We start from the raw sequence: 12,124 nt of genomic DNA, 5'->3' as shown, positions 1-12,124 counted from the left end.
CACCGGACTTGCAAAGATCTGATGCATGGCGGGGGTCTTGACCTACAGGCTGGCAGCCAGCCGGGTGCCCTGATTGATCGCCCGCTTGGCGTCCAGTTCGGCTGCTACATCTGCGCCGCCGATCACATGCGCCGTGATGCCGTGTTCCGCCAGTTTGTCCGCCAGCGAGCGCTCTGATACCTGGCCTGCGCAGAGCACAATTGTGTCCGCCTGGATCACCTTGGGGTTTTCACGTGCCTCGCCAAAGCTGACATGCAGGCCTTCACTGTCTATGCGCTCGTAGTTGACGCCGCCCACGAACTGCACGTCCTTCATCCTGAGCGTGGCCCGGTGAATCCAGCCGGTGGTCTTGCCCAGCCGCTTGCCATGGCGTTCGGCCTTGCGCTGCAGGAGTGTCACCTCGCGGGCCGGGGCTGCAGGCTGTGGGCCTTCTGGAGCAAGGCCCGCGCGGTGCTCTTCCGGGTCTGCCACCCCCCATTCCTTCATCCAGGCGGGCAGGTCGGTGGCGGGGCTGTGCCCCTGTTCCAGCAGAAACTCCGACACGTCAAACCCGATGCCGCCGGCGCCAATCACGGCCACCCGTTTTCCGGCCGGCTTCTTGTGCCGCAGCACGTCAATATAGCTCAGCACATTTTCGCCGTCCTGCCCCGGAATCGCGGGGTCACGCGGTATCACGCCAGTGGCAATGACAACCTCATCGAAACCAGTCAGGTCATCCGCGGAAACCTCGCGGCCCAGCTCCAGCGTGATGCCGGCATCGGCCACCATGGTCCGGTACCAGTCCACCAGCCCCCAAAACTCCTCCTTACCCGGCACCTGTTTGGCCATGTTGAGCTGGCCGCCGATTTCATCTGCACGGTCGAACAGTGTCACCAGATGGCCGCGCTGGGCGGCGGTGAGGGCGGTGGCAAGGCCTGCGGGGCCGGCGCCGACGATGGCCACGGATTTGGGCGTATCAGCAGGTTCGATCACCAGCTCTGTCTCGTGGCAGGCGCGCGGGTTCACCAGGCAAGAGGTCAGCTTGCCGCCGAAGGTATGATCGAGGCAGGCCTGGTTGCAGGCGATGCAGGGGGCAATCCGGCTTGCCTGTCCGGCCGCCGCCTTGGCCACGAAATCTGCGTCTGCCAGCATCGGCCGCGCCATCGACACCATGTCGGCGCAGCCTTCTGCCAGAACCTCTTCGGCCACCTCTGGCGTGTTGATGCGGTTGGAAGTGATCACCGGGATGCCCACCTTGCCCATCAGTTTCTTCGTCACCCAGGCAAAGGCCGCGCGGGGCACGCTGGTGGCGATGGTCGGGATGCGCGCCTCGTGCCAGCCGATGCCGGTGTTCAGAATGGTGGCGCCGGCCTTCTCGATCTCCTGCGCCAGCTGCACGACTTCCTCATGGGTGGAGCCATTTGGCACAAGGTCGATCATCGACAGGCGGTAGATAATGATGAAGTCACGGCCCACGGCCGCGCGCGTGCGGCGCACGACCTCAACCGGCAACCGCATCCGGTTCTCATAAGACCCGCCCCAGCGGTCGCTGCGTTTATTGGTGTGGGTAACCAGGAACTGGTTCAGGAAATATCCTTCGCTCCCCATGATTTCGACGCCGTCATAGCCTGCCTCTTGTGCAAGGCGGGCGGCGTTCACGATGTCGGCGATCTGTTTCTCGATGCCGTCCTCGTCCAGTTCATGCGGTGCGAAAGGAGAGATCGGGGATTTCACTGGGCTGGGGGCCACGCATTTTGGGCCATAGGCATAACGTCCCGCATGCAGGATCTGCATGGCAATCTTGCTGTCGGCCTCATGCACCCGCTGTGTCACCACACGGTGATTCTCAACATCCTTGGCAGTGGTCATCATCGAGGCACCGGGCAGTACCGAGCCTTCCAGGTTGGGGCCGATGCCACCGGTCACCATCAGCGCGACCCCGCCACGGGCACGGGCGGCATAAAACTCGGCCACCCGGTTCCAGTCGCTGGTTTCCTCAAGCCCGGTGTGCATCGAGCCCATCAGCACCCGGTTCCTGAGTGTGGTGAAGCCCAGATCCAGCGGGGCAAGCAGGTTGGGGTACGCAGTCATCTTAAACTCTCCCTGGCAGTTGGTCCCAGGATCACGGGGCGCAGGGCGCTTGTCACGTGGAAACGCGGCGTCACCCTCTTGCGTGCCTCTGCGGCAAGCGGTCTAAGGTTATGAAAGACATGCCGAGGAGAGCCGGATGACACCCGAAGAGATTGCCGAACTGCCTTACCGCCCCAATGTCGGCGTGATGCTGATCAATGCTGATGGCGGCGTCTGGGTCGGCCAGCGCAAGGACCGGTACAAGGACGCCTGGCAGATGCCGCAGGGTGGGATTGATGCAGGCGAGGATCCGCGCGCCGCAGCTCTGCGCGAGCTGGAAGAGGAGACCGGTGTGGCGCCCGCACTGGTGGAGATCATCGCAGAAAGCAACGGCTGGCTGCCCTATGACCTGCCGCATGACGTGGTGCCGAAATTCTGGGGTGGCAAATACCGCGGGCAGGAGCAGAAGTGGTATCTGATGCGGTTTCTGGGGGCGGATGATCAAATCAACATCGAGACGGATCATCCTGAGTTTTCGGCCTGGTGCTGGCAGCCGGTGGAAAGTCTGGTCGAGAAAATCGTGCCATTCAAACGCGAGGTCTATGTGCGGGTTATCGAGGAGTTCAGGGAGTATCTGTAGAATGAATTGGATTTTCAGAAATCTGCGCGTTGCCGCAGCTGGTGCAGCTGCTGCGGGCGTTTTGGCCGTTTCCGCCGCGCCAGCCTTGGCGCTCAGCTGCAGGCCGCTTGAGGCAACAGATGCCTATCTTGCGGCTGCAAAGTCTGAAAGCGTCTACAACATTATTGCGGGCGAGGTGCAGTTCGACAAAGCGCGTTTGCCGGTTTCCCACGCGGAAGATCCCAACGATACACCGCCGCTGACCCGCATACCGGCGCGCCTGACAGGCAAGATGCTGGACGGCCGGTATTTCTCGCAGCGGGTCAATGTGCCGGCAGTGCTGGAAGTCGAATGCCTGGGGCCCTGGTGCGCCGGGATTGAACCGGGATCAGACTACATGTTTTTTGCGCAGCAGCAGGGCGGCGCGCTGGTGATCCGTGTCAATGCCTGTCCCGGCTTTGTCTTTCCGGACACGCCACAGGTCAGGAAGCAAGTGATAGATTGCCACCGCGGCAAGGCCTGCGTGCCAGCTCTGTCGCGATGACGCGGGTAGCTCTGCCGGTTACTCTGCCGGTGCGGCAGCGCGTTTCTTGCGCCGTCTCAGTCCCGATTGGCCGAGCCAAAGACTGAACAGCGCAAGAAAGGCACCCAGCATCTGGTTGAGCGTCAGTGTTTCGGCCAGAAACAGCCAGCCAAGGCCCACAGCCGACAAGGGGCTGAGCACGCCAAGCAGAGAAACCTGCGCAGGATCTATCCGGGCCAGGCCGCGGAACCAGAGGATATAGGTCAGCGCGCCGCCGATCAGGCTCATATAGGCCAATCCCGCAATATTGGCTGCAGTGAAGACCGGCCATTCCGGCACGACCCATAGTGCAGCAGGCACCAGCAAAAGCCCGCCTGCAGTCAATTGCCAGGCCGTGAAGGTGAGAGGCGGCACCGGCGGCTGCCATTTGCGGGTGAGGACAACACCCGCCGCCATCGACAACGCACCGCCAAGGCCTGCCAGCACGCCCAGTACATCAAGCTGCGCTGCCGGAGTCAGCACCAGCAGAGCGACTCCGGCAATGCTCAGCACGGCGGCGGCAATTGATGCGGACCGGATCTGCGTCTTCAGAATCAAGGCTGACAGAAATACGACAATCAGTGGCTGCACGGCGCCGAGCGTTGCAGCCACTCCGCCAGGGAGGCGGTAAGCAGCGGCAAACAGCAACACCCAGAACAGCGAAAAGTTCAATGCGCCCAGCACGGCCAGGCGCGGCAGCCAGTTCAGAGGCGGCAGCTGGCGCACCCATGCCAGTAGCAAAAGCCCGGCAGGCAGCGCCCGCAGCAAGGCGACGGTCAGCGGCGAATGCCCCGGCAAGAGAGAGGTCGTCACGATGTAGCTGCTGCCCCAGATGGCGGGCGCCAGCGCGGTCAGCAGAAGGGTTCGGTTCGGCATGTCAATCTCCATGTCTCGACATCGAGATAATGGGTTTTATCTTGACGTCAAGATATGCGTGGCTAAACAATGAAGAATGAACCATGTGGATTTTGTGACCCAGCAATGGGAAAGGGAGCGGCCGGATCTGGATGTTACGGCCATGGGGATCATCGGCCGGGTCGCGCGGCTGTATCTGGCCTATCAGCGCGAGATGCATAAGACCTTTGCAAAGTTTGGCCTGAATGCGGCCAAGTTCGACGTGCTGGCCACGCTGCGCCGCTCTGGCGCGCCATATGCGCTGTCGCCGGGGGATTTGCTGAAGGCAACGATGGTGGCTTCTGGCACGATGACCAATCGGCTGGACCGGCTGGAGGCGGATGGGCTGGTCAAGCGCGAAGTGAACCCGCAGGACAGCCGCAGCTTTCTGGTCGGTCTGACAGAGCAAGGCTTTGCCCTGATTGACCGGGCGGTGACAGCCCATGTGCAGACACAGGCACAACTGGTGGAGGGGCTCAGCAGCGGGGATATGGCGATGCTCAATTCACTGCTGAGCAAGGCTCAGACCGCAGCAGATAACTGAGGCGCTGCAATTGCGGCGGCCCCGGGGGGGGGGGGGGGGGCGCGGCCCCCCCCCCCCCCCCCCCCCCGGCCCCCCCCCCACGTGGGGTTGCGGGGCGGCTTTGCCGCCCCGCGCCGGGCCCAACGGACGGGAAAGCACCATTTGGTGCTGTTCCGGCGGGCGGGAGCGCCCTGGCTGTCAGAAACTGGCCGTTTTTTAAGCGGGGCGGCTTAAACCAGACCGGCCTCTTCCAGCAGTTGGCCCACATTGGTTTCCGGGCGCGGGCCGATGTGGCGGATCACTTCGCCTGCGCAGATGCAGCCCATCCGGGCGCAGACTTCCATGCTGCGCCCTGTTGCCATGCCGAACAGGAAACCGGCCGCAAACTGGTCGCCTGCTCCGGTTGCATCGACCGGCACAATCGCTTCGACCGGCACGTCGATGCGCACGCCTTCGTTCAGAACAGTCACCCCGTCGCCGGAGCGGGTGCAGACAACCAGCGGGCAGATCACGGCTGTCTTGGCCATAGCGTCTTCCAGGTTGTCGGTCTCGAACAGGGCGCAGATTTCATCCTGATTGCCGATCACGAAATCCAGTTCTTCGCCGATCAAGGTCAGGAAATCCGCGCGATGGCGTTCGACGCAGAAAGGGTCGGAGATCGAGATGCCGACCTTGCCGCCGCCTTCACGGCAGGCGCGCGCGGCTTCCATGAAGGCGGTCTTGCCCTTGTCCTTGTCGAACAGGTAGCCCTCCAGGAACATGATCTGGGCATTGCCCGCAGCTGTTTCCGGCACATCTGCTGAACTCAGCTCGGACGATGTGCCCAGGTAGGTGTTCATCGACCGTTCGCCATCAGGCGACACAAAAATCATCGAGCGCGAGGTCGGCAGGTCATCTTCTGTAACCGGCGGGTTCACAAAGGCGACGCCTTCTTTGCTCATCGCATCGGCGTAAAATTTGCCAAGCGCATCATCGCGGACCCGGCCGATGAAAGCAGCCTCCAGCCCCAGGGCGCCAGCCCCGGCGATGGTATTGGCAACCGAGCCGCCCGGAGTCAGAACGCGGTTACCCATCGATGCATACAGATCCTCGCAGCGATCCCGTTCGATCAGCTGCATGATGCCTTTCTCGATACCCTGTTCTGCGAGGAAGCTGTCCTCGCACTGTGCGATCACGTCCACCACGGCGTTGCCGATGCCGACGAGCTGATAGGATTTGGTCATGGTCCCTCCTTGGGGAATTCCAGAGCGAATTTGGTCGTGGCAACTATGCCGCCCAAAAAGTTTACAGGTTCTTGTCTTCGTACATGCAAAGGTCGCGGATCAGGCAGGTTCCGCACATCGGTTTGCGTGCCTTGCAGTAATAGCGTCCGTGCAGGATCAGCCAATGATGGGCATGCTGCTGGAAATCGGCGGGGATATTGTCCTCCACCGCACGCTCCACCGCGTCCACATCCTTGCCCGGCGCGATGCCAGAGCGGTTGCCGACTCGGAAGATATGGGTGTCCACCGCCTGGGCAGGCTGTTTCCACCACATGTTGAGGACCACATTTGCCGTCTTGCGCCCCACGCCCGGCAGGGACTGCAGCGCGGCGCGGGAGTTCGGCACTTCGCCGCCGTAGTCTTCGACCAGGATTTTTGACAGCTTGATCACGTTCTTGGCCTTATTGCGAAACAGACCAATGGTTTTGATATGTTCAATCAGCTGTTCTTCGCCCAGGTCCAGCATTTTTTGCGGAGTGTCCGCGATCTTGAACAATTCACGGGTCGCCTTGTTGACACCGGCATCCGTTGCCTGTGCCGACAGCGCCACCGCGACCACCAGCGTGTAGGCGTTGACATGCTCCAGTTCGCCTTTGGGCTCCGGTTCCGCTGCCTGAAACCGCGTGAAGATCTCGCGGAGTGTATGATAATCGAGTTGCTTTGCCATTGCGCGCCATATGTACAGGGCCGCGCTGAAAGCGCAATTGAATTTGCGGCCTGCAATCGGCTGCTGCGGCTGGGCCGCAGCTTTGTCGCAAGTTCCGGGTCGATTGGCCGAAGTGACTGGATTACCTTGAAAGCGCACGTTCAATAACAGGCTGGACCGATGAACATCGAAGCGCGGGAAAATACTTATCATTACGGCGTTATGCGCCGGGCGATCGAACTGATCGACGATGGCGGTGATGATCTGTCTCTGGAGCAGCTGGCTGCCCGCATGGATATGAGCCCGGCACATTTCCAGCGGGTGTTTTCAGCCTGGGTTGGTGTGTCTCCAAAACGGTATCAGCAGTACCTGCGGCTGGGTCACGCCAAGGCATTGCTGCGCGACCGATTTACCACGCTGGAGGCCTCGCACGCGGTGGGATTGTCGGGCTCAGGCCGCCTGCATGACCTGTTCCTGCGCTGGGAAGCGATGAGCCCGGGCGAATACGCCCGCAAAGGGGAGGGCCTGCGTGTCTTCTGGGGCTGGTTTGACAGCCCTTTTGGACTGGCGCTGGTGATGGGCACGGGCAAAGGCATCTGCGGCCTGGCCTTTGCCGCCGAGACTGGCGCAGAGCCTGCCATGGCAGATATGCGCGCCCGATGGCCGCAGGCGGAATTCATCGAAGACCCCAGCTATCTGGCACCGCTGGCGGAAGCGGCCTTTGCCCAGAAGGGGGAAACTGCCTTGCATTTGATCGGTGCACCTATGCAGATCAAAGTATGGGAGGCGCTGCTGCGCATCCCCTCGGGTCATGTCACCACCTATTCCGAACTGGCCCAGGCCATCGGCGCGCCCAAGGCAGTGCGCGCCGTGGGCACGGCAGTCGGGCGCAACCCGGTCAGCTGGCTGATCCCTTGCCACCGGGCCCTGCGCAAGTCCGGCGCGCTGGGCGGATACCATTGGGGGCTGCCAGTCAAACGCGCGATGCTTGCTTTTGAAGCGGCGCGCGGCGAGGAGGCTGGGGCAGGTGATATGCACGCTGCCGACTGAACAGCCGCTGCAGCAGGCCGGGTGGCGCCGGTGCCGTCTTCTGCCGGGCCTCATGTTGCCTGCGGGCGGCGTCCCGTTCAGCTTCATAGGGTTTGAGGCAACGCGGCCGTGTATCCCAGCGCTCCAGGCCCAGGGTGATCATGGCAATCCATTCATAGGTCAGCATCGGTGTCTCCTTTTCTGAAGAACAGAAAAGCCGATTGCTGCTGACAGGCTGTTGTCAGCTGCATGTGCTAGGATGTCAGCAGAATGTCACTGGAACCTGCCCATGCCCCGTACCGGCCGCCTGTTTGAAATCATCCAGATCCTGCGCACCGCGGCGTCACCTGTGCGGGCTGAGGATCTTGCGGCGCAGCTGGAGGTCAGCAAGCGCACCATCTACCGCGATATCGTGGCGCTGCAGGCGATGCGGACGCCGGTCGAAGGTGAGGCCGGCATCGGTTATATGCTGCGCAAAGGCTATGATCTTCCACCGTTGAATTTTGACGAGGAGGAGCTGGAGGCGTTGCATGTGGGGCTGGCGATGCTGATGCGCACGGGCGATGGGGCCATGCAGCAAGCTGCAGCCCGTGTCAGCCGCAAGATCAGCGATGTGCACGCCTCGGCGGAATGGCTGCAAGTGGCCCCCTGGGGCGCGCCGCTTGATGATCCCGAACAGGGCTGCGTGTCCAAAGGGCTGCTGCGGCAGGCGGTCCGTGAGTGCCGTAAATTGCAGATTTCCTATGTCAGTGCTGACAGGGGTGAAACCTGCCGCACCCTACGCCCGCTGGCGCTGATCTACCATATCGAATGCACGATGCTGGCAGCCTGGTGCGAATTGCGCGGCGGGTTCCGGCATTTTCGCACCGACCGGATGTTTGCGGCCGACCTGATGGAGGAAAGTTTCGCGGCCGAGGCACAGGCCCTGCGCAAGCTGTGGATGGAGCAGGAAGGCTGGGATTTCGCCTTTGCGCCGTAATGGAAAAGGGCGGTTTGCGCGGGAAATCGCCGAAACAGGCAGCTCTTGCCTTGTGAACTGGGCGTTGCGCCATGATATTCTTGCGGACTGCCGGGCATTGGCCCGGGTTTGAGTAAGCAAAAGGCAGATTTGATGATGCAGATGAAACTCACCACGGCAGGTATTGTTGCCGCAGCTTTGGGTCTTGGCGCCTGTACGGATCCGGCAACCGTTGCCACGCCGGGCAGCAAGACCCAGCGGGGGGCGATCCTGGGCGGCATTATCGGCGCAGGGGTCGGGGCCATAGCCAATGATTCCGACCGCGGGCTTGGGGCCGTGACCGGCGCATTGGTCGGTGCAACCGCAGGCGGGGTGATTGGCAACCAGCTGGATGCGCAGGAGCGCGAGCTGCGCCAGACCCTGGCCAATGATGATATCACCATCGTCAACACCGGCGACCGGCTGATCCTGTCGTTCCCGAATGACCTGACCTTTGCCACCGACAGTGCTGCGGTTTCCCCGGCGGTGCAGGGCGATCTCCGCCGTGTCGCTGACAGCCTGGTCCGCTATCCCAACAGCATTGTGCAAGTGATCGGCCATACCGACAGTGACGGCGACGCAGGCTACAATCAGGGTCTTTCTGAACGCCGGGCAAATGCTGTGGCGGACCAGATCCAAGCAGGCGGTGTGTCCTTTAACCGGTTGCGGATCATCGGCCGGGGCGAGAACCAGCCAGTGGCCTCTAACCTGACACCGGAAGGCAAGGCGCAGAACCGCCGGGTCGAAGTGGTGGTCATACCGCAGGCCGCCTGATCCATCCCCAGGTCATTCTGCACTGGCAGCCCGCTCCGGTTTGGTGAGCGGGCTGTTTTCATTTCAGCCGTGGTTCACGCAAGGATGCACATTGACTGCGCGGCGACTGCTGTTTCATGGATCGGCTTGTCTCATACATGGTGCGGCAACAGAGATGTGAACAGAAGGAAACCTCCACATGGCTGATCCCGTATTACTCATAGTCTCCGGCTCGCTGCGCCGGGAGGCGACAAATCGCAAGCTTCTGGCAGAGGCCGCCCGCGTGTTCGGCGCTGCCGATGTGACAGAGGCGGATTTGAACTTGCCGCTTTATGACGGCGATGCTGAAGCAGAAGCAGGCATTCCGGCTGCCGTTCAGGCGCTGGCAGACCAGATTTCGGCGGCGGATGCGGTGGCCATATCGACGCCGGAATACAACAAGGCGCCGTCTGGCGTGCTGAAGAACGCGTTGGACTGGGTCAGCCGCACCGAAGGCAATCCCTGGGCGGATAAGCCGGTCGCCGTGATGTCGGCAGCGGCAGGCCGGGCGGGCGGCGAGCAGGCACAGGCCCTGCTGCGGGGATTTCTGGTGCCGTTCCAGCCCCGGCTGATCACAGGTCCGCAAGTGCATCTGGCGGGCAGCGGTCAGGCCTTTGATGAGGCCGGGCGGCTTGCCAATGACCGCTATGAGACGGCGCTGGTCGGCCTGATGCAAAAGTTGAGAGCGGAAGCGCTCGGCTGAACCTTTGCTGCTTGCAGGTGCCACTGGCGCAGTGCTCCCGCGCCCCAAGCTGCCCTTGCGGGCAGATTAGGGGCTTGGGCCCGGCGCTGCTTGCGCAGCGCAGGGCGCGCGCTGTAAAGCGCCGCTTGGAGTGTGGGTGCCGCGCGCTGCCACAAGGGCAGGCTGCACAGGCCGTGCGTGGCCACAAGGGCAGGCTGCTAAGACCGTGCGGTGGTTGGCACCACGCCTGCCCCACAGCAGATCAGGCGCGGCTCAGAGATTGTCTTTGACCCGGAACCCTTGCGGGATGCTGTCTTGGTTCTCCAGCAGCAGGTCTGCCATCACATGCGCCGTTTTGGGGGCCATGCCGAATCCGATCTTGAAACCGCCATTGGCGATGAAGTGATCGTCCCGACCGGGCCAGGCGCCCAGCATTGGCGCGCGCGATTTGGCGCGGGGGCGCACGCCTGCCCAGCGTTCGATGACTTCGGCGCCATGCAGAACGGGCACCGCCGCGCGGGCGCGTTCGATCACATCGTCAAGCCGTTCATCGGTCGCCTTGCCGTCCTCAAAATCCCGTTCGCTGGTGGAGCCGATGGCCAGAGTGCCGTCGGCATGGGGGATGATGTGCAGGCTGTCGGCATAGAGCTGCGGCACCTCGCCTTCGTGAAAGCGCAGCAGGGCAGCCTGGCCCTTGACCCCGCCGCCGACAGTTTTGTCGAAGGCGCCGTTCAGCTCCAGCAGCCCGGCATGGCCCTTGGCATGCACCACCTTGCCCTGATCCGGGGCCTCCGGCTGGATCTCAACACCCATGACGGTCAAGGCAGAGACCAGTGCAGCACAGGCACGGCGGGGGTGCATGCGGGCGCTGAGGGTATCGCGGATGACATATCCAGTGGCGCTGGGCGGCACCCAAGGGCCGAGCGAAGCCGCCGCGCAGATCCGCCATTCTGCCTGATTTCTCCACAGTTCGCGGGCCGAAACCTCGCGCTGGCGGGCAAGTTCCAACGTGCGCTCGTCATTGATCGGCTGCAGCCGTCCGGTGCGGCCATAGCCGGGCGAGACGCCGCCGGTGGCCTCGACCTCGGCCCAGAAACGTTGCGCCATCAAAAGGCTTTCCAGCTGGAACTGCTTCTTGGGGTTCCAGTTCTCGGGCACATGCGGGGCAAGGGCGCCAACCAGCCCGCCGCTGGAACCGGCGCCTGCGCCATAGGGGTCGATCACGTGCACGCGCGCGCCGCGCCGGGCACAGACCCAGGCGATCGACAGGCCGAAGATGCCCGCGCCCCGCACCGTGATATCCGCCATTGCCATTTGCTGATCCTTTCGCCAGTGTCGCGCCGTTCCGGACAACCGCTTAGAGGATAATAGCATGGCAGACCAGCAGGCCCGGCTCAGCTGGCGTGATGGCACCGTGCCGGTGTCGGATCAGTTTGACGACCCATATTTCTCGATCCATGACGGGCTGGCGGAGACCGATCATGTATTTCTGGCCGGAAATGATCTGCCTGCACGGTTTGCGCCCGGTTTCCATATTGCCGAGCTGGGCTTTGGCACCGGGCTGAACATGCTGGCGGCCTGGCGCGCCTGGGAGGCGGCGGGGCAGGCGGCACCGCTGCGCTTTACCAGTTTCGAGGCCTTCCCGATGGCGCCCGAAGATATGAGCAGGGCGCTGGAGGCTTTCCCGGCAGTGGCACCTTGGGCAGAGCGGTTTCTGGCAAAATGGCAGGGCGCAGGCATCTGCGATCTGGGCAGTCTGCACCTGGAGGTGATCCAAGGCGACGCGCGCATGTCGCTGCCAGAGTGGACAGGTGAGGCGGATGCCTGGTTTCTGGACGGGTTCTCTCCGGCCAAGAACCCCGAATTGTGGGAAGAGGCACTGATGGCGCAGGTTGCGGCGCATACCGTACCGGGCGGGTCAGCGGCGACCTACACTGCGGCAGGGTTTGTCCGCCGCGGGCTGGAGACTGCAGGATTTGAAGTGACCCGCATTCCCGGCTACGGGCGCAAGCGGCATATGACAAAGGCAGTGAAGCCATGACACAGGCGGCTCCCGCCAAGCCTCAGGC

At 62.8% G+C, this 12,124-nt stretch carries 13 protein-coding genes; 8 read left to right on the top strand and 5 right to left on the bottom strand.

Annotated features, from left to right (window positions below; all coding sequences use genetic code 11):
- Window positions 1-42: 42 nt before the first annotated feature.
- Window positions 43-2,070, bottom strand: coding sequence for an FAD-dependent oxidoreductase (locus ACP151_RS06205; RefSeq protein WP_424977994.1), 2,028 nt, complete (start codon window positions 2,068-2,070; stop codon window positions 43-45).
- A 136-nt stretch (window positions 2,071-2,206) separates the two neighbouring features.
- Here ACP151_RS06205 and ACP151_RS06200 point away from each other — a divergent pair, with 136 nt between their 5' ends.
- Together ACP151_RS06200 and ACP151_RS06195 are read left to right on the top strand one after the other, a co-directional pair.
- On the top strand, window positions 2,207-2,689 hold the full coding sequence (locus ACP151_RS06200) for an RNA pyrophosphohydrolase (RefSeq protein WP_424977993.1): 483 nt from the start codon (window positions 2,207-2,209) through the stop codon (window positions 2,687-2,689).
- Between the two features lies 1 nt (window position 2,690).
- Complete coding sequence (locus ACP151_RS06195) at window positions 2,691-3,212, top strand: hypothetical protein (protein WP_424977992.1); 522 nt, start codon at window positions 2,691-2,693, stop codon at window positions 3,210-3,212.
- An 18-nt stretch (window positions 3,213-3,230) separates the two neighbouring features.
- Here ACP151_RS06195 and ACP151_RS06190 read toward each other — a convergent pair whose 3' ends face one another.
- Window positions 3,231-4,106 (bottom strand): EamA family transporter, encoded by an 876-nt coding sequence (locus ACP151_RS06190; RefSeq protein ID WP_424977991.1) that lies wholly within the window; start codon window positions 4,104-4,106, stop codon window positions 3,231-3,233.
- 76 nt (window positions 4,107-4,182) lie between these two features.
- Between ACP151_RS06190 and ACP151_RS06185 the strand changes: the two genes are divergently transcribed.
- Window positions 4,183-4,668, top strand: a complete 486-nt coding sequence (locus ACP151_RS06185) for a MarR family winged helix-turn-helix transcriptional regulator (RefSeq protein WP_424977990.1) — start codon at window positions 4,183-4,185, stop codon at window positions 4,666-4,668.
- A 209-nt stretch (window positions 4,669-4,877) separates the two neighbouring features.
- On the opposite strand, the gene ACP151_RS06180 is transcribed toward ACP151_RS06185, so the two are convergent.
- Complete coding sequence (locus ACP151_RS06180; protein ID WP_424977989.1) at window positions 4,878-5,870, bottom strand: adenosine kinase; 993 nt, start codon at window positions 5,868-5,870, stop codon at window positions 4,878-4,880.
- Between the two features lie 61 nt (window positions 5,871-5,931).
- Window positions 5,932-6,576 (bottom strand): endonuclease III, encoded by a 645-nt coding sequence (gene nth, locus ACP151_RS06175; RefSeq protein WP_424977987.1) that lies wholly within the window; start codon window positions 6,574-6,576, stop codon window positions 5,932-5,934.
- A 159-nt stretch (window positions 6,577-6,735) separates the two neighbouring features.
- Here nth and ACP151_RS06170 point away from each other — a divergent pair, with 159 nt between their 5' ends.
- From ACP151_RS06170 to ACP151_RS06155, 4 genes are all read left to right on the top strand, one after another.
- Window positions 6,736-7,605 (top strand): methylated-DNA--[protein]-cysteine S-methyltransferase, encoded by an 870-nt coding sequence (locus ACP151_RS06170; RefSeq protein WP_424977986.1) that lies wholly within the window; start codon window positions 6,736-6,738, stop codon window positions 7,603-7,605.
- A 268-nt stretch (window positions 7,606-7,873) separates the two neighbouring features.
- Window positions 7,874-8,563: a helix-turn-helix transcriptional regulator gene (locus ACP151_RS06165; RefSeq protein WP_424977985.1), complete on the top strand. Its 690-nt coding sequence runs from the start codon at window positions 7,874-7,876 to the stop codon at window positions 8,561-8,563.
- Window positions 8,564-8,695: 132 nt separating this feature from the next.
- Window positions 8,696-9,355: an OmpA family protein gene (locus tag ACP151_RS06160; RefSeq protein ID WP_424978023.1), complete on the top strand. Its 660-nt coding sequence runs from the start codon at window positions 8,696-8,698 to the stop codon at window positions 9,353-9,355.
- A 178-nt stretch (window positions 9,356-9,533) separates the two neighbouring features.
- Entirely contained in the window at window positions 9,534-10,076 is a 543-nt protein-coding gene (locus ACP151_RS06155; protein WP_424977984.1) for an NADPH-dependent FMN reductase, read from the top strand.
- A 252-nt stretch (window positions 10,077-10,328) separates the two neighbouring features.
- Here the strand turns inward: ACP151_RS06155 and ACP151_RS06150 are convergent, their stop codons facing one another.
- Complete coding sequence (locus ACP151_RS06150; protein ID WP_424977983.1) at window positions 10,329-11,369, bottom strand: NAD(P)/FAD-dependent oxidoreductase; 1,041 nt, start codon at window positions 11,367-11,369, stop codon at window positions 10,329-10,331.
- A gap of 58 nt (window positions 11,370-11,427) precedes the next feature.
- On the opposite strand from ACP151_RS06150, the gene mnmD reads away from it, so the two are divergent.
- Entirely contained in the window at window positions 11,428-12,096 is a 669-nt protein-coding gene (gene mnmD / locus ACP151_RS06145; protein ID WP_424977982.1) for a tRNA (5-methylaminomethyl-2-thiouridine)(34)-methyltransferase MnmD, read from the top strand.
- Window positions 12,097-12,124: the final 28 nt, after the last annotated feature.

This window comes from Leisingera sp. S232 (assembly GCF_049800895.1).
GTDB lineage: Bacteria > Pseudomonadota > Alphaproteobacteria > Rhodobacterales > Rhodobacteraceae > Leisingera.
This window is presented reverse-complemented; position numbering and strand designations above follow the sequence as displayed.